General features: G+C 72.7%; 24 protein-coding genes. 12 read left to right on the plus strand and 12 right to left on the minus strand.

The features are described 5' to 3' along the window. On the plus strand, nucleotides 1–816 hold the full coding sequence (gene phaZ, locus BJ993_RS06650; RefSeq protein ID WP_218864624.1) for a poly(3-hydroxyalkanoate) depolymerase: 816 nt from the start codon (nucleotides 1–3) through the stop codon (nucleotides 814–816). Here phaZ and BJ993_RS06655 read toward each other — a convergent pair whose 3' ends face one another. After that, nucleotides 817–1,005, minus strand: coding sequence for a DUF1918 domain-containing protein (locus tag BJ993_RS06655; protein WP_179648156.1), 189 nt, complete (start codon nucleotides 1,003–1,005; stop codon nucleotides 817–819). It lies immediately after the preceding gene. Between the two features lie 70 nt (nucleotides 1,006–1,075). Here BJ993_RS06655 and BJ993_RS06660 point away from each other — a divergent pair, with 70 nt between their 5' ends. Beyond that, a complete protein-coding gene (locus tag BJ993_RS06660; RefSeq protein ID WP_179648157.1) occupies nucleotides 1,076–1,618 on the plus strand; it encodes a DnaJ family domain-containing protein in 543 nt (180 codons plus the stop codon). Here the strand turns inward: BJ993_RS06660 and BJ993_RS06665 are convergent. Beyond that, nucleotides 1,554–1,853 carry a hypothetical protein gene (locus BJ993_RS06665; RefSeq protein WP_179648158.1) on the minus strand — a complete coding sequence of 100 codons (300 nt, stop codon included), beginning with the start codon at nucleotides 1,851–1,853 and terminating at the stop codon, nucleotides 1,554–1,556. The two genes, BJ993_RS06660 and BJ993_RS06665, sit on opposite strands and share 65 nt — an antisense overlap. 84 nt (nucleotides 1,854–1,937) lie before the next feature. Here BJ993_RS06665 and BJ993_RS06670 point away from each other — a divergent pair, with 84 nt between their 5' ends. The 3 genes from BJ993_RS06670 (at nucleotide 1,938) to BJ993_RS06680 (ending at nucleotide 4,396) form a co-directional block, all read left to right on the plus strand. Continuing rightward, complete coding sequence (locus tag BJ993_RS06670; RefSeq protein ID WP_036548820.1) at nucleotides 1,938–3,026, plus strand: HpcH/HpaI aldolase/citrate lyase family protein; 1,089 nt, start codon at nucleotides 1,938–1,940, stop codon at nucleotides 3,024–3,026. Between the two features lie 3 nt (nucleotides 3,027–3,029). Beyond that, nucleotides 3,030–3,896 (plus strand): HpcH/HpaI aldolase/citrate lyase family protein, encoded by an 867-nt coding sequence (locus BJ993_RS06675; protein WP_179648159.1) that lies wholly within the window; start codon nucleotides 3,030–3,032, stop codon nucleotides 3,894–3,896. A gap of 95 nt (nucleotides 3,897–3,991) precedes the next feature. Continuing rightward, nucleotides 3,992–4,396, plus strand: a complete 405-nt coding sequence (locus tag BJ993_RS06680; RefSeq protein WP_179648160.1) for a YjbQ family protein — start codon at nucleotides 3,992–3,994, stop codon at nucleotides 4,394–4,396. Here the strand turns inward: BJ993_RS06680 and BJ993_RS06685 are convergent. From BJ993_RS06685 to BJ993_RS06695, 3 genes are read right to left on the minus strand one after another with little or no spacing between them, the layout of a single operon-like run. Next, the gene (locus BJ993_RS06685) at nucleotides 4,393–5,301 is read right to left on the minus strand and encodes an SGNH/GDSL hydrolase family protein (protein WP_179648161.1); all 909 of its coding nucleotides are present in this window, start codon (nucleotides 5,299–5,301) and stop codon (nucleotides 4,393–4,395) included. The genes BJ993_RS06680 and BJ993_RS06685 overlap by 4 nt on opposite strands. Next, nucleotides 5,302–6,204 (minus strand): SGNH/GDSL hydrolase family protein, encoded by a 903-nt coding sequence (locus tag BJ993_RS06690; RefSeq protein WP_179648162.1) that lies wholly within the window; start codon nucleotides 6,202–6,204, stop codon nucleotides 5,302–5,304. After that, nucleotides 6,201–7,391: a PucR family transcriptional regulator gene (locus BJ993_RS06695; protein WP_179648163.1), complete on the minus strand. Its 1,191-nt coding sequence runs from the start codon at nucleotides 7,389–7,391 to the stop codon at nucleotides 6,201–6,203. The genes BJ993_RS06690 and BJ993_RS06695 overlap by 4 nt, the downstream gene beginning before the upstream one ends. Before the next feature lie 93 nt (nucleotides 7,392–7,484). Between BJ993_RS06695 and BJ993_RS06700 the strand changes: the two genes are divergently transcribed. From BJ993_RS06700 to BJ993_RS06715, 4 genes are all read left to right on the plus strand, one after another. Continuing rightward, a complete protein-coding gene (locus BJ993_RS06700) occupies nucleotides 7,485–8,636 on the plus strand; it encodes a ferredoxin reductase (protein WP_308645503.1) in 1,152 nt (383 codons plus the stop codon). Nucleotides 8,637–8,666: 30 nt separating this feature from the next. Continuing rightward, nucleotides 8,667–9,908, plus strand: a complete 1,242-nt coding sequence (locus BJ993_RS06705) for a fatty acid desaturase family protein (protein WP_179648164.1) — start codon at nucleotides 8,667–8,669, stop codon at nucleotides 9,906–9,908. A gap of 88 nt (nucleotides 9,909–9,996) precedes the next feature. Further along, nucleotides 9,997–10,791 (plus strand): crotonase/enoyl-CoA hydratase family protein, encoded by a 795-nt coding sequence (locus tag BJ993_RS06710; protein WP_179648165.1) that lies wholly within the window; start codon nucleotides 9,997–9,999, stop codon nucleotides 10,789–10,791. Nucleotides 10,792–10,893: 102 nt separating this feature from the next. After that, a complete protein-coding gene (locus BJ993_RS06715; RefSeq protein WP_179648166.1) occupies nucleotides 10,894–11,046 on the plus strand; it encodes a hypothetical protein in 153 nt (50 codons plus the stop codon). A gap of 12 nt (nucleotides 11,047–11,058) precedes the next feature. On the opposite strand, the gene BJ993_RS06720 is transcribed toward BJ993_RS06715, so the two are convergent. From BJ993_RS06720 to BJ993_RS06740, 5 genes are all read right to left on the minus strand, one after another. Next, entirely contained in the window at nucleotides 11,059–11,205 is a 147-nt protein-coding gene (locus tag BJ993_RS06720; RefSeq protein ID WP_179648167.1) for a hypothetical protein, read from the minus strand. Between the two features lie 106 nt (nucleotides 11,206–11,311). After that, nucleotides 11,312–13,114: a cyclic di-GMP-binding domain-containing protein, MshE-related gene (locus BJ993_RS06725; RefSeq protein WP_179648168.1), complete on the minus strand. Its 1,803-nt coding sequence runs from the start codon at nucleotides 13,112–13,114 to the stop codon at nucleotides 11,312–11,314. A 108-nt stretch (nucleotides 13,115–13,222) separates the two neighbouring features. Then, nucleotides 13,223–14,152, minus strand: a complete 930-nt coding sequence (locus BJ993_RS06730; RefSeq protein ID WP_179648169.1) for an oxidoreductase — start codon at nucleotides 14,150–14,152, stop codon at nucleotides 13,223–13,225. Between the two features lie 11 nt (nucleotides 14,153–14,163). Then, nucleotides 14,164–14,979, minus strand: a complete 816-nt coding sequence (locus BJ993_RS06735) for a maleylpyruvate isomerase family mycothiol-dependent enzyme (protein ID WP_179648170.1) — start codon at nucleotides 14,977–14,979, stop codon at nucleotides 14,164–14,166. A 41-nt stretch (nucleotides 14,980–15,020) separates the two neighbouring features. Continuing rightward, nucleotides 15,021–15,812, minus strand: a complete 792-nt coding sequence (locus BJ993_RS06740; protein ID WP_179648171.1) for a metalloregulator ArsR/SmtB family transcription factor — start codon at nucleotides 15,810–15,812, stop codon at nucleotides 15,021–15,023. 55 nt (nucleotides 15,813–15,867) lie between these two features. Between BJ993_RS06740 and BJ993_RS06745 the strand changes: the two genes are divergently transcribed. Next, entirely contained in the window at nucleotides 15,868–16,353 is a 486-nt protein-coding gene (locus BJ993_RS06745) for an SRPBCC family protein (protein WP_179648172.1), read from the plus strand. A 15-nt stretch (nucleotides 16,354–16,368) separates the two neighbouring features. Here the strand turns inward: BJ993_RS06745 and BJ993_RS06750 are convergent, their stop codons facing one another. Together BJ993_RS06750 and BJ993_RS06755 are read right to left on the minus strand one after the other, a co-directional pair. After that, nucleotides 16,369–17,112 carry a hypothetical protein gene (locus tag BJ993_RS06750; RefSeq protein WP_179648173.1) on the minus strand — a complete coding sequence of 248 codons (744 nt, stop codon included), beginning with the start codon at nucleotides 17,110–17,112 and terminating at the stop codon, nucleotides 16,369–16,371. A gap of 107 nt (nucleotides 17,113–17,219) precedes the next feature. After that, nucleotides 17,220–19,085 (minus strand): acyl-CoA dehydrogenase, encoded by a 1,866-nt coding sequence (locus BJ993_RS06755; protein WP_179648174.1) that lies wholly within the window; start codon nucleotides 19,083–19,085, stop codon nucleotides 17,220–17,222. A 205-nt stretch (nucleotides 19,086–19,290) separates the two neighbouring features. Here BJ993_RS06755 and BJ993_RS06760 point away from each other — a divergent pair, with 205 nt between their 5' ends. Then, a complete protein-coding gene (locus tag BJ993_RS06760; protein WP_107778511.1) occupies nucleotides 19,291–19,749 on the plus strand; it encodes an RrF2 family transcriptional regulator in 459 nt (152 codons plus the stop codon). A 625-nt stretch (nucleotides 19,750–20,374) separates the two neighbouring features. After that, nucleotides 20,375–22,981, plus strand: coding sequence for a hypothetical protein (locus BJ993_RS06765; protein WP_179648175.1), 2,607 nt, complete (start codon nucleotides 20,375–20,377; stop codon nucleotides 22,979–22,981). The last annotated feature ends 12 nt before the right edge of the window (nucleotides 22,982–22,993 follow it).

Below are 22,993 nucleotides of genomic sequence, written 5' to 3' on the forward strand. Positions count from 1 at the left end.
TTGGACCGCCCCCTCGAGCTGCGCCAGCTCACCGTGCTCGGGCACGAGATCCGCGCCGCGGTGCGTCCCGGCACCGAGCCCGGTCCCCCGCTGCTGCTCTGCAACGGGATCGGTGCCAGCCTCGACCTGCTGCAGCCCTTCGTCGACGCGCTCGACCCCCGGATCGGTGTCGTGCGCTTCGACGTGCCCGGCGTGGGCGGGTCGCCCGACCCCAAGGTGCCCTACAACTTCGCGCTGCTCGGCGTGGGCGTCGCGAAGATGATGAGCCAGCTCGGCTTCGACCGGTACGACGTCCTCGGGATCTCGTGGGGCGGCGGGCTCGCCCAGCAGCTGGCCTTCCAGCAGCCCCGCCGCGTCCGGCGCCTCGTGCTCGTCAGCACTGCCACCGGGTCGCTGATGGTGCCCGCGCCGCCGAGCGTGCTGCGCAAGATGGTCACCCCGCAGCGTTACCGCGACGCCGACTACGCCGTGCAGGTCGCCGCCGAGCTCTACGGCGGGCAGATGCGCGACCGACCCGACGACGTACGACGCCTCATGCACGCGCACTCGCGCGTCGGCTCGCGGCGCGGCTACCTGCTCCAGCTGCTCGCGGGGGCGGGCTGGTCGAGCCTGCCCGGGCTGCCCTTCATCCGGCAGCCCACGCTGGTGCTCGCCGGCGACGACGACCCGATCATCCCGCTCGTCAACGCCCGGATCATGACCCGGCTGCTGCCGCACGCGACCCTGCACGTCTACCCGGACGGCCACCTCGGGCTGGTCACCAGCGCGGACACCCTGGCGCCGCTGATCGCGGGGTTCTTGCGGCCGGAGGGCTGATCAGAAGCCGGCCGGTACGACGTGCGCGTCCGGGCCGGGGAAGGCGAGCGATTCGTGGCCGTCGTCCCACCGCACGAGGTACGGCGGCCCGCCGTCGCTCCCGCGGACCTCGAGCACCTCGGCCTCGCGCCGGTGCTGCGCGTCGGAGTGGCTCTCCACGACGAGCCGGTCACCCACGTTGGCGTGCATGACTCCACCATGCGCCCGCTCCGGCCGCAGGCACAAGGGTGGGTGGCCGGCCGTGCCTACGCTGGAGTGCATGGAGGAGGAGCCGGACCGCGACCAGCCCGCGGACCCGCGCGCGGAGAGGGCCGCCGCCCGCGCCCGGATCGAGCAGCAGCAGACCTGGGTCGACCTGCAGGTGCGGCAGGCGATGGAGCGCGGGGACTTCGACAACCTCGCCGGCGCGGGCAAGCCGATCCCCGACCTCGGCACCAGCCACGACCCCGACTGGTGGGTGAAGCGGCTCGTCGAGCGCGAGCGGATCACCGTCCTGCCCCCGGCCCTGCAGCTGCGCAAGGACGACGCGGAGCTCGACGCGCACCTCGACACCCTCGGCTCGGAGCGCGAGGCGCGGGCGTTCGTCGAGGACTTCAACGCCCGGGTCATCCGGGCCCGGTACACCCCCGTCGACGGCCCGCCCCTGATCACCATGCCCCGTGACGTGGAGGCGACGATCGAGGCCTGGCGCGAGCGCCAGACCGCCCGGCGCGCCGAGCGCGCCGCCCTCGCCGCCGTCACCGACGCTGCAGCTCCCAGGCGCCGCGGATGGCTGCGCGGAGCGCGGCGGCGTCGCCGCTGAGCAGCGCCTGCACCTTCAGGTGGCGCTCGTAGCGGGGCGGGACGCCGAAGGTCTCCGGGTGCTCGGCGACCATCCGCTCCCGCTCCTCGAATCCCGCGCGGACCACCAGCTCGCCCGGGTCGACGAGACGAGCGACGAGCCGGTCGTCGACGTACCAGGCGGGGTGCTGAGGGGTGCCCTTGCGCTTGCAGCCGGGCAGCGAGCGGGCGAACGCGTCGACCTCCTCCGGCGTCATCGCGCCACGGTACGACGACCGGACCGTCTCGGCGAGACATCCGTCATACCCGGACGGGGTGACTCACGGGTAGGTTCAGCAAACGTGAGTCACAAGAGCGCCAAGGACTTCTTCCGACCGCTCGCCGTGGGTGCCCCGGCCCCGCTGCGCGAGATCCCCGCCCGGCCCAGCCGCGCCATCCACTTCTTCGACCCGTCGAACGAGAAGATGGCCGCGAAGATCCCCGACATGGTCGGCACCGTCGACGTGCTGCTCGGCAACCTCGAGGACGCCGTCAAGGCCGACAACAAGGTCGCCGCCCGCGAGGGCCTGGTGCGGATCGCCCAGGCGACCGACTTCGGTCCGACCCAGCTGTGGACGCGCATCAACGCGCTCGACAGCCCCTGGGTGCTCGACGACCTGACCACGCTGGTGCCGGCGATCGGCGACAAGCTCGACGTGATCATGGTCCCGAAGGTGCAGGGCGCCGAGGACATCCACTACGTCGACCGGATCCTCGCCCAGCTCGAGGCCAAGGCCGGCATCACCCGCCCGATCCTCATCCACGCGATCCTTGAGACCGCCCGCGGCGTCGCCAACGTCGAGGAGATCTGCGGCGCCTCCCCGCGCATGCAGGGCCTCTCCCTCGGCCCGGCCGACCTCGCGGCCGACCGCAAGATGAAGACCACCCGCGTCGGCGGCGGCCACCCCGGCTACCTCGTGCGCGAGGACGCCCCGCGCGGCGAGGACGGCCTGCCGGACCTCGACGCGAAGCGTGCGATCTTCCAGCAGGACCTGTGGCACTACACGATCGCCAAGATGGTCGACGCCTGCGCGACGCACGGGATCTACCCGTACTACGGGCCGTTCGGCGACATCAAGGACACCGTCGCGTGCGAGGACCAGTTCCGCAACGCGTTCCTGCTCGGCTGCGTCGGCACCTGGTCGCTGCACCCGGTCCAGATCAAGATCGCCAACCGCGTCTTCTCCCCGAGCGTCGAGGACATCGCGCACGCCCGCCGCGTCGTCGCCGCCATGGGCGACGGCACCGGCGCGGTCATGATCGACGGCAAGATGGAGGACGACGCCTCCCTCAAGCAGTGCCTGGTCCTCGTCGAGCTCGCCGAGAAGCTGGCCGAGATCGACCCCGACCTCAAGGCCACCTACGACGCCATCGAGACCCCGGAGGCCTGACCCATGACCGAGTTCAAGCCGCTGCGCTCCGTCCTCTACATGCCCAGCTCCAACGAGCGGGCGCTGGAGAAGGCGAAGACGCTGCCCGCCGACGCCATCATCTTCGACCTCGAGGACGCCGTCGCCCCCGACGCGAAGCCCGGCGCCCGCGAGGCCGCCGCCGCGGCCGTCGCCTCCGGCGAGTACGGCCGCCGCCACCTGATCATCCGGGTCAACGGCATCGGCACCGAGTGGCACGACGAGGACATCCGGGTGGCCGCCAAGGCGGGCCCGGACGTCGTACTCGTGCCCAAGGTGAACTCCGCCGAGGAGGTCCTCCAGCTCGTCGACGCGCTCGCCGCCGCCGGCGCGCCGGAGAAGACCAAGCTCTGGGCGATGGTCGAGACCCCGATCGGCATGCTCAACGCGCTGTCGATCGCGACCGCCTCCGAGCGCCTCACCGGCTTCGTGATGGGCACCAACGACCTGGTCAAGGAGCTGTACGCCGAGCACGTGCCCGGCCGGCAGCCCGTGATCACCGGCCTGGGCCTCGCCCTGCTCGCGGCCCGCGCCGCCGGCATCGTGATCATCGACGGCGTCTACAACGACGTGAAGAACATCGACGGCTTCCTCGCCGAGGTCGAGCAGGGCCGCCAGATGGGCTTCGACGGCAAGACCCTCATCCACCCCGGCCAGGTCGAGGGCGCCAACACCGGGTTCGCCCCGAGCGAGCAGGCCGTCGAGGACGCCCGCGGCCTGATCCAGGCCTGGGAGGACGGCAAGGGCTCCGGCGTCGTCACCTACAACGGCAAGATGGTCGAGAGCCTGCACGTGGAGTCCGCCGAGCGCACGCTCGCGATCCACGAGGCGATCGCAGCCCTCCAGGGCTGATCCACGCACGTCCCGGACGGGGTCGTGTGCCTGAGGCAGCGGATATCCGTGGCCTCAGGCACACGACCCCGTTCGCCTTGAAGCAGGATGGTCGGATGGACAGCGAGACCCGCACCTACCGCACCGGCGACCGCGAGGCCGTCCTCGACCTGACCCGCGACTGTGCGTCGTACGCCGCCGGCCGCGGGGACGGACTGCTCCACGTCTTCGTCCCGCACGCCACCGCCGGCATCGCGATCCTCGAGACCGGCGCGGGCAGCGACGACGACCTGCTCGCGGCCCTCGCCGACCTGCTGCCCGCCGACGACCGGTGGCAGCACCGCCACGGCTCCCCCGGCCACGGCCGCTCGCACGTGATGCCGGCGCTCATCCCGCCCTACGCCACCGTCCCGGTCCTCGACGGCCGGCTCGCGCTCGGCACCTGGCAGAGCATCTGCCTGGTCGACCTCAACGTCGACAACGAGGTGCGCGAGGTGCGGTTCACCTTCCTCGCGGGCTAGGAGACCAGCGCTGCGAGGGCGTCGGCCACCGCGACCTGGTGCGCCGCGTAGGGGTGGAGCGGGGCACCCGGACCGACGGGCCTGAGCCCGGCCACCCACGGCTGCGGCGCGCAGGCGTCGTGGCCCTCGCTGGCGCTCCACATGTCGACATAGGCGACGCGCGCGGTCCGCGCCCCGTCCTCCACGGCGGCGGCGACCCGGCTGTTGACCTCGTGCACGAAGGGCACCTCGTCGGGATCGAGCGGCAGAGCCTCGCACGTCCCCCGCGCCGGGACGAGCTGCGGGTACCCGATCACCACCAGCTCGGCGCGCGGCGCCCGCTTCCGGATCGCGCGGACCGAGCGCACCGTCTCCCGCGACAGCTCCGCCAGCTCGGCCCTCAGGCGGTCCTCCGCGAAGCGCTCGTCACCGACGCACGAGCGGGCCCGCTGCTCCTGCCCGAGCTGGCCGAGACCGACGCACTGGCTCGCGAGGGCCGCGAAGAGCCCGCCGTCGTTGGCGCCGATGCTCAGGGTGACCAGCTCCGTGCGGGAGGTGACGGCGGCGAGCTGGGCAGGCACGCCGACCAGGGGCTGCGGCGCGTGCAGGTCGCGGCTGGTCGCGCCGGCACAGCTGACGTCGGCGAGGTCCAGCCCGAGGCGCTCGGCGAGGAGGTGCGGGTAGTTCGCGTCGGTGCGGAAGCAAGCGCCCGGCCCGGTCGGCTCGCCCACGCCCGGTGCTGCAGTGAAGGAGTCACCGAGGGCGACATACGACAGGCCCAGCGACTGCTCCGGCGTGGTCGTCACTGACGGGCGCACGGTCGCCGGGGCCGGGGAGCCGCCGCCCTCGCCCGACGCGGAGGAGGAGCAACCCCCGAGCGTGAGGGCGCAGAGCAGTGCGCCGGCCGCCCGCAGCCGCGCGCTCACCTACGGTCCCGACACGGTGGACTCGAGCAGGTCGGCCACGGCCGCCTGCTCCTCCGCGTACGGGTGGTACGCCGTCCCGGCCTCCGCCGGGCGGAAGCCGGCCACCCACGGCTCCTGCCCGCAGATGTCGTGGCCCTCGGAGGCGGCCCACACGTCGACGTACTCGGCCCCGGCCTTCTCGGCGGCCTCGGCCTGCGCCTCGACGAACTCCTGCAGCACGCCGCGCCCGAACGCGTAGTCGCCCTCGGCGAGGGGCAGCAGGGCGCAAGTGCCCTGCGCGGGGATGATCTGGGGATAGCCGACGATCACGACGCGGGCGTGGGGTGCCCGGTCGAGGATCGCGCCGACGGTCTCGACGATGCCGGCCTCGACGCCGTCGAAGACCTGGGGCAGCACGTCGGGGTTCTTCTGAGCGAGGTCGGAGCACGGGGCGCCGGTCGGGTTCGTCGTGGCGAGGCGGGCGCAGCTGACGACGAGGTTGCCGTAGACCGAGCCGTTGTTGGCGCCGATGCTGAGGGTCACCAGGTCGGTGTCCTCGGTGACCGCGTCGACCTGCGCCGGAACGGTCTCGGAGCCGACGACCTGCGGCTTGGTCATGTCGTCGGTCTTCGCGCCTCCGCAGCTGACGTCGGTGAGCTCGAGGTCGAGGGCGCCCGCGAGCAGCGTCGGGTAGTTGCCGTCGGTGCGCAGGCAGCCCGCCGGGCCCGTCGTCGTACCCACGCCGGGCGCGGAGGTGTAGGAGTCGCCGAGGGCCACGTAGCGGTCACCGGCCTCGATCGGCTGGCGGTTGGCGCTGGCGTCCGGGGAGTCGTCGCCATCCTTCTCGGCCGTCGTGCAGCCGGCGGCCAGCAGGACCGGCACCACCGCCGCCGCCATCAGCCCCCGAGTGGCCCACGACCTCATCCGGATTCCTCCTCCACACCGAGCGCAAGGGTCAGCGCGAGGACCGTAGCGGGATCCTCCAAACGATCGCCGTAGAGCTCGCGGAGCTGGGTCATGCGGTAGCGGATCGTCTGCGGGTGCACGAACAGCGCGGCCGCCACGTCGTCACGCCGGCCCTGGTGCAGCAGCCACGCCCGCAGCGTCTCGCGCAGCTTGGCGGCGGCGGCGGGGCGCAGCTCCGCCAGAGGTGCGAGTACGACGGCCCGCAGGTCCTCGAGCGCCCGCGGGTCGGCGGTCAGCACCAGCCGCGGCAGGTGCAGCTCAGTGTCGCCGGTGAGGCCGAGGGAGCGGGCACGGACCGCCCGGTCGAAGGACTCGCGGACCTGCATCCACGGCCGCGGCGGCCCGACGAGCGCGTCGCGGCCGCGCACGGCGCGCAGCAGCACGGCCCGGGCCCGGTCGTGCGCGTCGGGGACCATCAGCAGCGCGTCGCCGTCGAGGTCGGGCAGGTCGGCGGTCAGCAGGGTCCCGCGCTTGAAGGTCTGCAGCAGGGAGCCCGCCTGCGACTCGTGGACGAGCACGGCCGTGAGCGTGGTCGGCGGCGTCCACTCGGCCCGCTCCGCCGACGCCAGCACGGTCGCCTCGGGGGCGCCGACGAGCAGGTGGCGCGCCAGCCGTTCCGCCATCCGCTGCCGGATCCGGCCCTCGGTGGCCGACTCGTCCTGGTGGCCGGCGACGCTCGCCGCCGAGAGCTCGTCGATGTAGGCGAAGACGAGCTCGGCGAAGGACGCCATCTGGGCCGGGTCGATGCCCTGCTGCACCGCCTTCGCCGACAGGTGCTGCCAGGAGACCCGCGCACCGATCCGGTACGCCGACAGGAGCGCGTCCGTCGTACGCCCGCTCCTGACCTCGCCGCGCCCCAGCTGGTAGGCGCCGTCGACGGCGGAGGCCCGCGGCGCGAGGGCGTCCGGGCCGCGCCGGTCGCTGATGAGGGAGAGGAAGCCGCCGAGCGCGACCTGCACGGCGCCGCGGATGGTCTCGCCCATGGGCCCGCTGAAGGCGTCCTCGTAGGGCGGCACCTCGCGGATGATCTGGTCGACCACGTCGTCGGCGACCGTCGCCAGGTCGGCGCGGATCGCGGCGACGGTCTCCGGCGGGAGCAGGACGCTCTCGCCGGCCCGTGGCCTGCGCAACACTCGACGCGGCATCTCGCCCTCTTTCACTCCCTGCGAACAAAAGGAGCCGGAAGATTCACCGACTGTGGTCATGAGTTTAGCGGCCCGAGTTGGGAGTCTGGTGGTGTGAGTACGACGACCGCCGGCCCCCTCGCGGCCGCCCGCACCGGGCGGCTCTCGTCCGGGCTGCGCAACCTCCTGGACGCGGCAGTGACCCCGCTGTCCGTCGACGACCTGCTCGACCACTTCGCGCCGCTCCGCCCCGGCGCCGCCTCCGGCCTGCAGGGCCGGATCGTGGCCGTCGAGTCGGAGACCGCCGACGCCGCCACCATCGTCATCAAGCCCGGCCGGGACTGGGCCGGGCACATCCCGGGCCAGTACGTCCGGGTCGGCGTGGACGTCGACGGCGTGCGCCTGTGGCGCACCTACTCGCTGACCCACGGCCCCCGCCGTGACGGCCGGATCTCGATCACCGTCAAGGCGATCCCCGGCGGCGCGGTCTCGCAGCACCTCGTGCGCACCGCCCGTCCGGGCCAGATGCTCCAGCTCGCGCAGGCCGAGGGCGACTTCGTGCTGCCGCAGCCGAAGGCCGGCCAGCGGCAGAAGCTGCTCCTCGTCACCGCCGGCTCCGGCATCACCCCGGTGATCGGCATGCTGCGCAACCTCTACTCGCGCAACGAGGGCGAGGCCCGCGCCGCCTACGACATCGTCCTGGTGCACTCCGCGATGGCGAAGGACGAGGTCATCTTCGGCGCCGAGCTGCGTGCGCACGCCGAGGCCGGGCGCCTGCGCCTCATCGAGCGGCACACCGACACCGACGGCCTGCTGACGACGGCCGACCTCGAGGCCGAGGTCCCCGACCTGACCACGCGCACGGCGTACGCCTGCGGGCCGGCCGGGCTGCTCGACACCCTCGAGGCCTTCTACGACGAGCGCCGGCTCACGCTCCACACCGAGCGCTTCCGCCCGGCCGTCATCGCGGCCGACGCCGACAGCACCGGCGGCACGGTGACCTTCACCGGCTCGTCGGGCGTGAGCGTCGAGGCCGACGGCTCGACCCCGATCCTCGACGCGGCCGAGTCGGCCGGCGTGCTGATGCCGAGCGGGTGCCGGATGGGCATCTGCATGGGCTGCGTGCTGCCGATGAAGTCCGGCGTCGTCCGCGACCTGCGCAACGGCGAGCTCACCGTCGCCGTCCCCGGTGAGACCCACCCGGACGGCGTGAAGATCCAGACCTGCATCAGCGCCGCCGCCGGCGACTGCCACATCGACCACTGACTCCCCCCACCCACGAAGGAGCCACACCCCATGACGACTGTGACCAACAAGGCCGACAACCCGATCGCCCACCTCTCCCCCGAGGACATCGAGGCGCTCGGTGCCGAGCTCGACGCCATCCGCCAGGAGGTGCTCGACGCGCGCGGCGAGGAGGACGCGGCGTACATCCGCAAGATGGTCGACGTGCAGCGCAAGCTGGAGCTGGCCTCGCGCGCCGCGCTGCTCGTGAGCATCTTCCCGCCCGCCTGGGTCGCCGGCACCGTCGGCCTCTCGGTGGCCAAGATCCTCGAGAACATGGAGATCGGCCACAACGTCATGCACGGCCAGTGGGACTGGATGCGTGACCCGAAGATCCACTCGACCACGTGGGAGTGGGACAACGCCTCGACCGCCGAGGGCTGGAAGCACTCGCACAACGAGATCCACCACACGTACACGAACATCGTCGGCAAGGACAACGACCTCGGCTACGGCATCATGCGCGTCGACGAGGAGCAGCGCTGGTACCCGCTCTACCTCGCGCAGCCGCTGTGGAACTTCATCAACGCGTGCTTCTTCGAGTACGGCATCGCGGCGTACGACCTCGAGCTGGGCCGCAACCTGCGCACGCCGAAGGAGAAGCGCAGCGAGGAGTTCAAGCGCAACCTCGGCAACACGCTGAGGAAGATCCGCAAGCAGGCGACGAAGGACTACGTCGTCAACCCGGTCCTCGCCGCGCCGACCGGCTCGTTCCTGCCGGCCCTCGCCGCGAACTTCACCGCCAACGTCGTGCGCAACCTCTGGTCGCACTCGGTCATCATGTGCGGCCACTTCCCCGAGGGCGTCGAGACCTTCGAGCTGAAGTCGATCCCGGAGAAGGAGACGCGGGGCCAGTGGTACCTGCGCCAGATGCTCGGCTCCGCCAACATCTCCGGCTCGAAGCTGATGCACATCATGACCGGCAACCTGTCGCACCAGATCGAGCACCACCTCTTCCCCGACCTGCCCAGCAGCCGGTACGCCGAGGTCGCCCCGAAGGTGAAGGCGGTCTTCGACAAGTACGGCCTGAACTACCACGAGGCGCCGCTCCCGCAGCAGGTCTACAGCGCTTGGCACCGCGTCGTGCGCCTGTCCTTCCCGAACGGCTGGCTCGCCACCACGAACACCAAGAACCTCCCCAGCCAGCTCAAGCTGCTCTACGCGATGGCGACCGCCGACAAGCGCAAGCGCCGCGTCATGCAGCGCCTCCTCGAGAGCGCCGCCGCGAAGCAGGAGCTGGCCAAGGCGGCCTGACCCTCCACGCCCCGGACGTCATGCGATCCGGTCGCCTCGGCGGCCGCTTCGCATGACGTTCGTGGTTACTGGCGGGTAGCATGGCGCCATGAGCACCGTGACCTGCACGATCACCGACGGCATCGCCCACGTCCGGCTGGACCGTCCGGACAAGCTCAACGCGCTGACCCTCGAGACGCTCGAGGAGCTCGTCGCCACCGCCCACCGGCTGCGCAAGGACAAGACCCTGCGCGCCGTCGTCATCAGCGGCGAGGGCGACGCCTTCTGCGCCGGCCTCGACTTCGCCTCGGTCATGCGCAGCCCCGCCGGCATCGCCAAGGCGTTCATCCCGCGGCCGCTGCGCGGCACCAACCTCTTCCAGGAGGCCCCGTGGGCCTTCCGCCGGATCCCCGTCCCGGTGATCGCGGCCGTGCACGGGCACTGCCTCGGCGGCGGCCTCCAGATCGCCCTCGCCGCCGACTTCCGCGTCGCCACCCCCGACTCGCGGTGGTCCGTCCTCGAGGGCAAGTGGGGCCTGATCCCCGACATGTCCGGCATCCAGGCGCTCAAGGAGCTCGTCGGCATCGACCAGGCCAAGCTGCTCACCATGACCGCCGAGGTCTTCGACGGCACCCGCGCCCACGAGCTCGGCCTGGTGACCCGCCTCGACAACGACCCGCTTACCGGGGCGCTCGCGATCGCCAACGAGATCTCCCGCAAGTCGCCCGACGCCGTCGCGGCCGCCAAGCGCCTCTTCAACGACACCTGGACCGCCTCGGCCCGTCGTACCTTCTCCCGCGAGCGGATCGAGCAGGCCTACCTGCTGGCCGCCCGCAACACCAAGGCGGCCCGCGAGGCGGCGTTCAAGAAGGCCGAGGCGGTGTACGGCCCCCGCGGCCGCTGAGAGGACGTCCGCGGAAAAGTCTCCACATCTGTCGTATCTGGCCGATCTCGTTCGTGGTCCTTATGAAGACACACCACGACGCCAGGACGAGGAGACAGGGCCATGTGGACCACCGAGCAGACCACCCAGCAGTACCTCAGCCACGACCTGCCGTGCCCGGCCTGCGGGCACGCGGTGCACACCTACCTGGCGTGCAGCGACACCTGCGACTGCGCGCCGACGGTGATGCCGGGCACCGTGCCGCTCGCGGCCTGAGTGCCCTCCCCGTCAGAACAGCAGCGCCGAGCCGACGACGGCGGCGAGCAGCACGAGGGCGAACAGGCCCGCCCAGATCCGGGCCCGGACGCGTTCCGGCAGCGCGGCCGGCGCCGGCGGCGTCGATGGCAGGGCCTGGTGGTCGAAGATGAACGACATCGCACATCCCTTTCGTCCCGAGATCTGCCCAGCGTAGGGCCTCCTCCGGACCGGCTGTCGGAGGGTCGGCCTCCCGGGCTCGGCGGCCGGCAGGAGCGGGACGGGGTCAGGGCCGGCGCACCCTCCGCGGCCGGAGCAGGACGGCGTACAACGCCGCCCAGGCCGCGAAGGAGTAGAGCAGCCAGAGCACCGGCAGGGCGAGTGCGTCGACGCCGGCGCGCCACCCGCGGCGGCGCGCGAGGAAGGCCGCCGCCACGATCGTGACCGCGCCGACCACCAGGACCACCTCCCCGATCGCGACCGAGGCGGCGTTGCCGGCGAGCGATCCGACCATCCCGCTGCTGCGCAGGGCCGCTGCCACGCCGCCACCGAGGACGACGGGGTAGCTGAGGAGCAGCAGGATGGCGCCCAGCCGTGCCGCGACCGCCGAGGCCTCCTCGGCCGGCCGCTCGGCCCCGCGGCGCAGCAGGGCGACGGTGCGGGTCGCGACGTCGAGCACGTCCTGGCTGAACGCATCGGCCTGCTGGTCCCACCACGCGAGGGCGTCCGGGGCCGAGGCACGCACCGAGCTCGAGTCGAGGGCCTCGATCCGCGGGGTGGCATCGCCGTTCCCCCGCGGCCCGCCGCGCGACAGGAGCAGGCCGAACCCACCCAGCCGGCGCAGGAGCCGCATGTTGAAGTGCACGGCGGTCACCTCCGGCGAGCGGGCGGGGCCCCGCCCGCTCGGGCCGCCGAAGCCGAGCGCCTCGTCCGCCTCGGCCATGCGGTCGAGCGCGAACGGCTGGGACCCGCTCCGCCGCGCCACCCGCAGCCCGACGAGGGGCGGCGCCGGCGAGGCGCCCGCGAGTCGGGCGGCGAGGTCGCTCTCGAAGACCTCGACGGCCCGGCGCAGCTGGTCCGGGGCCGGCCGCTCGTCCTGGTCGTAGGCGACGACGTAGCGCCCGCGGGCCAGGGCCAGCCCGTGGTCGCACGCCTGTACGACGTCGACGAAGTCCGCCATCGGCACGCGAGCCACCCGCACCCAGCCGCGCGGGCTGGTCGCCCGGAGCGCCCTGAGGGTCTCGACGTCCTCCTGCGCCACGACGATGATCGCGTCGGTCCGGTCGCGGGGGTAGTCGAGGGCGCGGAAGTTGTCGAAGAGCTCCTCCAGGCCCTCCCGGCCGCCGCAGACCCGCACGATCACCGTGTAGAGCGGCAGCTCGCTGTCGTCCACGACCGCCGCCAGCCCGGTGCCCGTGGAGGAGCCCGGCCCGTCGAGCCCCGCCAGGAGCGCGTAGCCGGTGAGCACCTGGATCACCCCACCGACCAGGAAGGCGGCGGCAGCGGCGAGCAGGAGCACGGCGAGGACGTCGAGCGGCACCAGCACCGCAGCGGCCATGGCGACCGGGGCGCCGACGGCCGCGAGGGCGATGTGGATCGGGTGGACCAGCCGGGCCGGCGGCGTACGACGGGCGCCGGCGAGCCGCTCCACCCGCGCCGCGATGGCGACGCTGTCGAGGTCGTCGCCCCGGCACGACGCGAACTCGGGCTGGCGTCCCGGGAAGTGGTCGAGCACCTCGGCCACCAGGTCCTCGGTGGGCGGGACGGACGAGGCGACCACGACGGATCCGTCGTCGCCCAGCTCGCAGGCGATCCACCCGAGCTCGACCGTGCGCTCCAGGTCGAGCTCGACCAGGAGCGCTCCGTCGGGCGGGTCCGCGACCAGGTCCCGGCGCTCCTGCCGCCACGACCGCTCCAGCGCGTCGTAGAACTCCTCCGCCGTGAGGTGGCCGGCCTCGACCAGGTGGTCGCCGAGGTAACCGCCCTGACGGCGCTGTCGATCGGTCGCCGAGGCGAGCTGGGAGGCATCCAGCAGGCCCTCGGCGACGAGCCATTGCGCGATCGACACCATCGCAAGCCCCCCAGCCACGGATTCACCGTCCGGCGCGCCGGTGATTCCGTCACCTCAGGGTAATTGCGGGCGGCGCGACGCACGGGCAGTCGCGCGATCCTTTACCTGCGGCTCATTGCCGCCCGGTCAGGGGTAGCGGAGGTCGACGGTCTCCTCGCTGATCTCCCACAGCACGCGGGCCGCCTCCTCGTCCCTCGCCAGCCGGCTCCGGCCCACCTTGCGCGGCGCGCCACCGAGCTGGCCGGGGCCGGCCGGGCCGACGAAGGTGTTGCCGGGCAGGTCGGCGGTCGCGGCCATCAGCGACGGCCAGGCACCGGCCGCGGCCGACTGGGCGACGGCCCGCACCCCGGCGTCGAGGATCGTGGCGACACCGCCCGACGAGCGGCCGTACTGCCCGTTGGCGGCGAGGTGGGTGCCGGAGAAGCCCGGGTGCGCGGCGAGCGCCCGGACCGGCAGGCCGGCCTCGCGCAGGCGCCGGTCCAGCTCCGCCGTGGCGTAGAGGTTGGCGAGCTTCGACTGGGCGTAGACCCGCCACTTGCTGTAGCGACCGATCTGGTCGCGCGGGTTCCCCAGCGGCGGCTTGAGCGCGTAGTTGTGGAACAGCGACGACACGTTGACCACGCGCCCGTCGCCGCTGTCGGCGATCTGGGGCAGCAGCAGGCCCGTCAGCAGGAAGGGACCGAAGTGGTTGGTCGCCATCTGCAGCTCGAGCCCGTCCGCCGTGCGGGAGTACGGCGTCGCCATCACGCCCGCGTTGTTGACGAGGACGTCGATCGCGCCGATCTGCTCGACGGCAGCGGCCGCGGCACGCACCGACGCGAGGCTCGCGAGGTCCAGGTGCAGCGCCTCGAGCAGGGCGTCGGGCACCTCCCCGCGGATCGCACCGGCGGTCTCCTCGACCTTGGCCGGGTTGCGGCCGGCGAGCACCACCCGGGCCCCGCGGCGGGCCAGCTCCAGCGCGGTGTGGTGGCCCAGGCCGCCCAGCGTCGGCCCGGTGACGACGACGGTCCGCCCGGTCTGGTCGGGCAGGTCGGCGACCTTCCACTTCTCGGACATCGGCCGTCCTCTCAGGGGGTCGTGGCGAAGTGGTCGACGATGCGCTGCCCGAGCTCGCTGTCGCCGGTGATCCGGACGCCTCCCGGCGCCGCGGCACGACGGCCACCGGCGAGCACGATGAAGGACTCCCGGTCCATGTCCAGGCGCACCGTGGGCTGCTCCGGTACGACGGCCAGCGTCCGGCCGCGGCCGTCCTCGCCGATCTCGACCGCGACGGGCGCGCTGCCCTCGACCGCCAGCACCGCCGTCGTACCGACGGGAGGGGCGACGCGCTTGCCGACGACGAAGCCGAAGGCCTCGACGAGGTAGTCGGCGGTGTGCTGCGCGCCGGCCGTGTCCATGCCGCCGGGGCGTCCGACCGCGCGTCGGATGTCCTGCTCGTGCATCCACACGTCCAGCGGTCGGTTGCGCAGCAGCGTGCGGGTGCTCCAGCCGATCATCCCGAAGATGCCCGGGGCCGGCGCCGCGGCGTCCGTCGGAGGCTCGGCCACCAGCGTCGCGTGGCGCGCCGCCGTGCGGTTGCGCAGCTCCTCGACGATCGCCGTGGGGTCGGCGTCGCGCCGGGTCACCACGCCGATCTCGGTGAACTGCCCCATGGGTCCGGTGACGTGCGGCAGGTCGCCGATCTCGGCCTGCTCGTCGGGCCCACCCGCGAGCAGCGACTCGAGGTGCGCCGTGTGCGAGGCGACGGCCTTCACGTCCCAGCCGGCGAGGTCGGTGGGTGTCGTCCAGTCCTCCGGGTCCAGCTCCTCCAGCAGGGCGAGGAAGTCCTGCACGGAGCTCCACCACGCGTCGACGTACCCGGCCAGCAGCTCGGAATCGCTCACGGCGCCGACACTAGCGACTCGGCGTGCGCCGGGGAGGGTTCCTACGACGCGGACACGTCGAGCAGCCGGGCGAGGGACGTCAGCGTCTCCTCCCAGCCCAGCCGTACGCCGCCCGCCACCGCCGCGCCCTCAGGCCCGACCCCCGACAGCCGGATCGTCAGGTCCACCCGCGTGCCACCGGCATCCTCGGCCAGGGCGACGACCTGGACCAACCTGAAGAGAGGCACGCCGTCGGCGTCGAGCGGCGACAGCTCGAGCTCCAGGCGTCGGACGGGATCGACGGCCAGCACCTCGCCGGCCGCACGGTGGAGCGTCCCGTCGCCCTCGCGCAGCACGATCGCGACCCGCCCGCCGACCCACGGCTCGACGATGGCCTCGGCGACCTCGAAGTGCTCAGGCGCCCACCACCGTCGTACGACGTCCGGATCGGTCCACGCCCGCCAGACGTCCGCAGGCGCGGCGGCGACGTCGACGCCGACCTCGACCGTCCGGTCGGTGACACCGGCCGCGATGCCGGCCTCCTCCGCGGCGATCGCGCGCTCGTACTGCACCAACGCATCGTCGGAGGGGCTCCCCACCGCGACCGCTCCGAGCCAGTCGGCCAGACCGCGCAGCCGTCGGCGATCGAGCGCGACGACCCGACGGCGCCCGAGCTGGTGGACCGACACCACACCCGCCGCCTCCAGCGCCTGCACGTGCCGCGTCACCTGGGGCTGCTGGGCCCCGGTCCGCTCGACGAGCTCACCGATGGTCCGGGGCGAGGCGGCGAGGTGCCGCACGATCTCGAACCTCGTCGGCTCCGCCAGGGCCGCCAGCACCCGCTGCTCATCCACGACCGGATCCTCTCGCACCCTTGACATATGCGTTTCAACGCATACATTAGTGGACATGAACGCATCCCTCAACGACCAGCTCGCCCTCACCCGCGAGATCGCCGCGACCCCGGACACCGTCTGGGACCTCTGGACCACCGCCGACGGCATCAGCCGGTGGTGGGCCCCCGACGGCTTCCGGACCGACGTGTCCACCATCGACGTCACCGAGGGCGGCGACCTCGTCTACACGATGACCGCCGTCGACCCGGCCCAGGTGGCCTTCATGGAGCAGCACGGCCTGCCGTTGGCCACCGAGTCCCGCAAGCGGTTCACGGAGGTGGCCCGCCCGCAACGGCTCGGCTACGTCTCCCTGGTCGACTTCGTCCCGGGCACGGAGCCGTACGAGCACCTCACGACCGTCGACCTGGCGCCGACCGACAGCGGAACGCTCGTGACGATGACGATCGACCCGATGCACGACGAGGAGTGGACCCAGCGCATCGTCGCCGGCCGCGCCAACGAGCTCGACAACCTCGCCCGCCTGGTCGAGCGCGGCTGAGCAAGGAGCCCGCGGCTACGACGCGGACACCTCGATGTGGTCGTAGGCCCGGTCGAGCCGGTCCGAGCCGTAGCAGGACAGCTCCTCGGAGTTGCCGTTGGCGATCGGCCCGTCGCTGGAGCAGGTGATCTGGCCGACCTCGACGTCGCTGCCGTCGACGAAGGTGAAGGTCAGGTAGGCGTACTCGCTAGAGCCGTCGTCGCGCTCGTTGGTCGCCTCCAGGCCGACGATGGTCTCGCCGCTGTACTCGTCCTCCGGCGCCTGGACCCGCCAGCCCTGGGCGTACTCGACGCCGTCGATCTCGAAGTCCTCGCCCACGTCGACCGTGATCGGGTTGTCGCGGCCCCCGGTGCGGGCCGGGTCCCAGTCGTCGATGGAGTCCTCGACGTTGTTCGCGATCACGGCGATCGCGGCGATGATGCCGCCGCAGAAGAGGATCACGACCAGCACGATCGCGCCGATGATGATCGCGATGGCCTTGCCGCTGCCGCCGCTCGACGGCGGGACGGGGCCTCCGTAGCCCGGGCCCGGTCCGTAGCCCGGACCGCTGCCGTACGGGGGGCAGCCGCCGCCGCTGCCGTACGGGTTCGGCGGCGGGGCGACCGGCCACTGCTGCTGCGGCTGCTGCGGACCCGGCGCGACCGGCGGCTGCGGCTGGTGCGGCTGCTGCGGCGCCGGTCCGGGAGCGCCCTTCTCCAGCGAGGGGCGCTGCTGCGGGGCGTGCTGGGTCGGCTGCTGGTCCGGGGGCGGCTGCGTCACGCGCCCTTCCTACCCCGCACCGGCGCCCGGGAACCAGCGGGTGGCCGCGAAAAGGACGACGGCCGCCCCGGCAGAGCGGACGGCCGTCGTACGGGTGCTTCAGCGGATCAGAAGGCAGCCTCGTCGAGCTCCATGACGTCGAGGTTGGTGCCCTTGGCGATCGTGAGCTCGGCCGACACGCGCGGCAGGTTGAGCTGCGCGAACCACTGGGCGGCAGCGACCTTGCCCTCGTAGTAGGCCTTGTCCGAGCCGGCGTCGCCGCCGAGCTTGGTGAGCGCGACCTCGGCGCCGCGGAGCAGCAGCCAGGCGCAGACCACGTCACCGAGCGCCATCAGGACGCGGGTGGTGTTGAGGCCGACCTTGTAGATGTTCTTGATGTCGTCCTGCGCGGACATCAGGTCGTTGATCATCAGGCCGACCAGCGCCTCGGCGTCGGCCAGCGCGTTCGCGAGGAGCTCGCGCTCGTTCTTCAGCCGGCCGTTGCCCGCCTCGGACTCGATGAACGACTTGATCTCCGCCGCGAGGTGGCCCAGCGCCTTGCCCTGGTCCTTGACGATCTTGCGGAAGAAGAAGTCCTGGCCCTGGATCGCCGTCGTGCCCTCGTACAGGGTGTCGATCTTGGCGTCGCGGACGTACTGCTCGATCGGGTACTCCTGCAGGAAGCCCGAGCCGCCGAAGGTCTGCAGCGACTCGGTGCCCAGCAGCACCCACGAGCGCTCCGAGCCGTAGCCCTTCACGATCGGGAGCAGCAGGTCGTTGACCGCCTCGGCCAGCTCGTCGCGCTCACCGGCGGCCTTGGCGAGCTGGACCTTGTCCTGCCAGGTCGAGGTGAAGATGACCAGCGAGCGCATCGCCTCGGCGAAGGACTTCTGGGTCATCAGCGAGCGACGCACGTCGGGGTGGTGCGTGATCGTCACGCGCGGCGCGGCCTTGTCGGCCGACTGCGTGAGGTCGGCGCCCTGGACGCGCTCCTTGGCGTACTCGAGCGCGTTGAGGTAGCCGGTCGAGAGGGTCGCGATGGCCTTCGTGCCGACCATCATGCGGGCGTTCTCGATGACGTCGAACATCTGGCGGATGCCGTCGTGGACCTCGCCGAGCAGCCAGCCCTGGGCGGGCTCGCCGCCGCCGACCTGCGGGTCGCCGAAGGTGAGCTCGCAGGTGTTGGACACCTTGATGCCCATCTTGTGCTCGACGTTGGTGACGTAGACGCCGTTGCGCTCGCCCGTCAGCTCACCGGTCTGGTGGTCGAAGTGGTACTTCGGGACCAGGAAGAGCGAGAGGCCCTTCGTGCCCGGGCCACCGATGCCCTCGACGCCCTTCGGGCGGGCGAGGACGAGGTGCATGATGTTCTCCTGCAGGTCCGACTCGGCGCTGGTGATGAAGCGCTTGACGCCGGAGATGTTCCAGGAGCCGTCCTCGTTGGGCGTGGCGTAGGTCTTGCCCGCGCCGACGTCGGAGCCCGCGTCGGGCTCGGTCAGCACCATGGTGGCGCCCCAGAGGCGCTCGACCATGATCTCGGCGATGCGGATGTCGCGCTCGACGCCGTTGGCGTTCTTGAACACGACCGAGCCCATCGACGGACCGGTGCAGTACATCCAGATCGGCGCCTGCGCGCCGAGCACCATCTCGCCGCTGGCCCACACCAGCGACGGCGGCGCGGTGGTGCCGCCGATCTCCTCCGGCAGGCCCAGGCCCCAGAAGCCGGACTCCATCCAGGTGTCGTACGACTTCTTGAACGACGCCGGGAGCGGCGCGGTGTTGGTCTTCGGGTCGAACACCGGCGGGTTCCGGTCCGAGTCGACGAAGGACGCCGCGAGGTCCTCGCGGGCGATGCGCTCCACCTCGGAGAGGATCTCGCGCGCGGTGTCGGCGTCCATCTCCTCGTAGAGGCCGGTGCCGAGGTAGTCCTGCACGTTGAAGAGCTCGAAGAGGTTGAACTCGATGTCGCGCAGGTTGCTCTTGTAGTGGCTCACTGTTCCCACCGTTTCCAGATCGGAATGCTTCGTTGGTTGGCGGCTACTCGCCAGTAACTTCAATGATACGGGCGGTGCTAACAGGCGGCAAGCACGGAGTACGACGAATCGCTCACACCGGCCCCGCGCACGTCCCCGCCACTGGAATCGCCACCGGGACGACTGGATCGAGTGATTCGGTCGACCAATCTGCGAGACTGGACCCATGCGCGTCTCCGCCAAGTCCGACTACGCCCTGCGCGCCCTCATCGCCATGACGGAGCGGTCCGACGGCCGCGCCGTGAGTGCTGAGGAGCTCGGCCGCCTGCAGGACATCCCCCACGGCTTCCTCCAGGCGATCCTCGCCGACCTCCGCCGCGCCGGCATCGTGATGTCGCAGCGCGGCCAGTCCGGCGGCTGGCGGATGGCCCGCGAGGCGGCCACGGTCTCGGTCGCCGACGTGATCCGCGCCGTCGACGGCCCCCTCGTCTCCGTCTACGGCCTGCGTCCCGAGGCGGTCAACTACAACGAGTCCGCCGAGGTCCTCCAGCACGTCTGGATCGCGGCCCGCCGCGCCCTGCGCGAGGTCTTCGAGGACGTCTCCATCCAGCAGCTCGCCGACGGCCAGCTCCCCGACGCCGTCACCTCGCGGACCGCCGACGAGGACGCCTGGGCCCCCCACTAGTTGTCTTGCGCGAGCGCGTCTCCGCTCCGGCAGGGGGCAGCAAGCTGCCGTCGCTACGCTCCCGCCGCGCTGCCGCGCCGTTGGTCTTGCGCGAGCGCGGCTTCGCCGCAGGGCGGGCAGCAAGCTGCCGGTGACGGCTCTCGCCGCGCTGCCGCGCCGCAGTTGACCGCCGTAGGTCAAGACCTGGCATGGCGGCAAGCCGACAGTTCCCGAGCGGGTGCGCGAGCGCGTCTTCGCCTTGTCTTGCGCGAGCGCGTCTCCGCTCCGGCAGGGGGCAGCAAGCTGCCGTCGCTACGCTCCCGCCGCGCTGCCGCGCCGTTGGTCTTGCGCGAGCGCGGCTTCGCCGCAGGGCGGGCAGCAAGCTGCCGGTGACGGCTCTCGCCGCGCTGCCGCGCCGTTGGTCTTGCGCGAGCGCGGCTTCGCCGCAGGGCGGGCAGCAAGCTGCCGGTGACGGCTCTCGCCGCGCTGCCGCGCCGCAGTCGACCTCCGTAGGTCAAGACCTGGCATGGCGGCAAGCCGACAGCTCCCGAGCGGGTGCGCGAGCCCGGCTTCGCCGGCTTGGGACCCGGTCTCGACTTCGGGCCCGTTCGCTCAGCCCCTCTGCTGAGCCACCGATGCGGCTGGCATGCGCCGTGTCCTGCTCGCCCTCGCCCTCGGGTTCGCCCTCGTCGTACCGGCCGTCACGGGGATGTCCGGGGCGCCCACCCAGGAGGAGCGCTGCCCCACGAGTGACACGCTCGACTGGACGCTTCCCGGCGCCTGCCAGCACGTCGACGAGGCGCCGCCGGGCGTGGACCCCACCCAGCCGGTCTCGACGGCCGAGCTGAGGCAGCGTGACGGCGGCGGTGCCGAGGCGTACGCCGCGGCCGAGGAGCTCGGCGTGCCCGCGCCGGCCCAGGCGGCGGCCGCCAGCCCGGCCGTGACCTGCGAGGGCGATGGCAGCAGCGGCTACCGCACCCAGGCGATGTACGTCGTCGAGGCCGGTCGGACGAACCGGTTCGCCGCACTGCAGGCGAGCTTCCAGCTCTGGGCGGCCGGCGTCGACGACGTGATGAACCGCTCGGCGGCCCTGACCGGCGGGGTCCGGCACGTCCGCTTCGTCACCGACGCCGCCGGCGGCACCTGTGTCGCACGGGTGCTCAACGTGACCGTGCCGGCCGGCTCGATGACCTCCTTCGGCGCGACCGTCTCGGCGGTGCAGGCGCTCGGCTACACCGACCCCGCCCGCAAGTACCTGATGTGGACCGACGCGACCGTCCTGTGCGGGGTGGCGTCGATGTACCCGAACGACGCCGACGGGCAGGGCAACCCCAACAACGGCAGCTACGCGCAGTACGCCCGCATAGACGCGGGCTGCTGGGGCTTCGGCGACGGCGCCGCCCAGCACTCGGTCGAGGCGCACGAGCTGCTCCACACGCTCGGTGGCGTCATGAGCACCGCCCCGCACGGCACCCGCGCCGGCCACTGCTGGGACGAGTCGGACACGATGTGCTACGCCGACGGCGGCGGGTTCGCGATGCAGCAGGTGTGCCCGGCCGAGCGGGAGTACCTCCTCGACTGCAACAACGACGACTACTACTCGACGTACCCGGACCCGGGCAGCTGGCTCGACGGCCACTGGAACGCTGCCGACTCGCGGTTCCTGATCGGCGGCGGCAACGGGAGCGGCGGCGGGACGCCCGGTGCGCCGACCGTGCTCGGGGCATCGATCGCGGTCAACAACCCGGCGGTCCCCGGTCTCGGCACCCAGGCGTCGGTGACGCCGTCCCTCCCGACCGGTCGCACGGTGACGGGCGTGCAGTGGAGGTCGGCGAAGGCGGACTGCACCTTCACGGCCCCGACCGCGCTGCAGACCGAGGTGGCCTGCAACGCCACCACCAGCACCGCGACGACCGTCACCGCGACGATCACCGACTCGACCGGTGCCACGAAGTCGGTGACCAGCCCGCTGACCTTCGCGACGGGCACCGCCCGGCCGGTGACGATCGCGCTCGGCGCGGCGGGCCAGTCCCCCGCCGACGGCGGCACCGCCGCCGTGTGCACCGGCGCTGCGTTCCCGCTCACCGCCACGGTCGTCGACACCGCGAGCGGCCGGCCGGTCAAGGGCCTGGCGACCTCGCTGACCAAGCAGACCGCGACGATGACGGCGCCGGCCAGCGCGGGCGCCCCTGTCACCGCGACGACCGGCATCGCGACCCAGCCCCAGACGGCCACCGTCAGCACGACCTACCGCGGCCGCACCACCGCCGGCACCGTGTACGCCGCCGCCGGGCCGGCGACCCTCGTCGCGTCCCCGGCCCGGTGCACCACCTCGGCGACGGCGGAGCTGGCCGAGGACAGCGTCTGGTACGGCGACCCGGTCACCCTCTCCGGCACCCTCACCGCCACGGCGGGCGGCGCCACCGTGGTGCCGTCGGGCGTGAGCCTGGCGGCGCGGCTCACCACGCCGGCCGGCAAGGTGCTCTCCCTCGGCACCGCGAAGACCACCACGGACGGGACGTTCTCGCTCGCCGTGAAGCCCACCGCGACCGGCACCGTGAGCGTGTCGCTGCCCGCGGGGACGTCGTACACGGGGGCGACGGCGGACGCCGGGACGATCACCGTGGAGGTGCCGGCGACGCTGGTCACCGGCGCGGTCGACAAGACCGACGTCGGCTACGGCCAGTCGGTCGTGGTGACCGGGACGCTGCGCCGCGACGCCGGCGGCACGGAGACACCGCTGGCGAGCAAGTCGGTCAGCGTCCTCGTCACGCCTCCGGGCGGCACCGCGGTGCGGGTCGGCTCGGGGACGACGAAGGCCGACGGCACCTTCACCGCGACGGTCGCGCTCAAGGTGAGCGGCGCCCTGTCCGTGTCGTTCGCGGGCACCACCGGCCAGCCGGCGGCCAGCGCCTCCGTCGGGACGGTCACCGCCGGGACCTGGGCCACGGCGGTCACCGCCAGCGCCTCGGCCTCCTCCGTCGCGGCGGGCGGGTCGGTGACGATCTCGGGCAGCGTCGCCCGGACCTACGCCGGCGCCACGTCGCCGGCGTCCGGCGTGCGCGTGAAGGTGACCTTCAAGGCGACCGGGAGCAGCACGACCACGCTGGTGTCGTCGGTGACGACGACGGCGACCGGGACCTTCACCGCACGGGTGTTCCCCAAGGCGAGCGGGACCTGGACGGTCACGCTCTCGGACGTGCCGGGCTACGCCAACGACAGCAGCGACCCGTTGACGGTGTCGGTCAGCTGAGCGCCGGCGCCG

The sequence above is a fragment of the Nocardioides aromaticivorans genome, assembly GCF_013408525.1.
GTDB classification, from domain to species: Bacteria; Actinomycetota; Actinomycetes; order Propionibacteriales; family Nocardioidaceae; genus Nocardioides; species Nocardioides aromaticivorans.

What these genes read in the sequence shown, in the direction of transcription:
- BJ993_RS06660 (WP_179648157.1), top strand. Translation starts at nt 1,076, where the DNA reads ATGGAGGAGGAGCCGGACCGCGACCAGCCCGCGGACCCGCGCGCGGAG.
- BJ993_RS06675 (WP_179648159.1), top strand. Translation starts at nt 3,030, where the DNA reads ATGACCGAGTTCAAGCCGCTGCGCTCCGTCCTCTACATGCCCAGCTCC.
- BJ993_RS06690 (WP_179648162.1), bottom strand. Translation starts at nt 6,204, where the DNA reads ATGAGGTCGTGGGCCACTCGGGGGCTGATGGCGGCGGCGGTGGTGCCG.
- BJ993_RS06710 (WP_179648165.1), top strand. Translation starts at nt 9,997, where the DNA reads ATGAGCACCGTGACCTGCACGATCACCGACGGCATCGCCCACGTCCGG.
- BJ993_RS06715 (WP_179648166.1), top strand. Translation starts at nt 10,894, where the DNA reads ATGTGGACCACCGAGCAGACCACCCAGCAGTACCTCAGCCACGACCTG.
- BJ993_RS06680 (WP_179648160.1), top strand. Translation starts at nt 3,992, where the DNA reads ATGGACAGCGAGACCCGCACCTACCGCACCGGCGACCGCGAGGCCGTC.
- BJ993_RS06695 (WP_179648163.1), bottom strand. Translation starts at nt 7,391, where the DNA reads ATGCCGCGTCGAGTGTTGCGCAGGCCACGGGCCGGCGAGAGCGTCCTG.
- BJ993_RS06655 (WP_179648156.1), bottom strand. Translation starts at nt 1,005, where the DNA reads ATGCACGCCAACGTGGGTGACCGGCTCGTCGTGGAGAGCCACTCCGAC.
- BJ993_RS06730 (WP_179648169.1), bottom strand. Translation starts at nt 14,152, where the DNA reads ATGTCCGAGAAGTGGAAGGTCGCCGACCTGCCCGACCAGACCGGGCGG.
- BJ993_RS06665 (WP_179648158.1), bottom strand. Translation starts at nt 1,853, where the DNA reads ATGACGCCGGAGGAGGTCGACGCGTTCGCCCGCTCGCTGCCCGGCTGC.
- BJ993_RS06765 (WP_179648175.1), top strand. Translation starts at nt 20,375, where the DNA reads ATGCGCCGTGTCCTGCTCGCCCTCGCCCTCGGGTTCGCCCTCGTCGTA.
- BJ993_RS06720 (WP_179648167.1), bottom strand. Translation starts at nt 11,205, where the DNA reads ATGTCGTTCATCTTCGACCACCAGGCCCTGCCATCGACGCCGCCGGCG.
- BJ993_RS06745 (WP_179648172.1), top strand. Translation starts at nt 15,868, where the DNA reads ATGAACGCATCCCTCAACGACCAGCTCGCCCTCACCCGCGAGATCGCC.
- BJ993_RS06705 (WP_179648164.1), top strand. Translation starts at nt 8,667, where the DNA reads ATGACGACTGTGACCAACAAGGCCGACAACCCGATCGCCCACCTCTCC.
- BJ993_RS06760 (WP_107778511.1), top strand. Translation starts at nt 19,291, where the DNA reads ATGCGCGTCTCCGCCAAGTCCGACTACGCCCTGCGCGCCCTCATCGCC.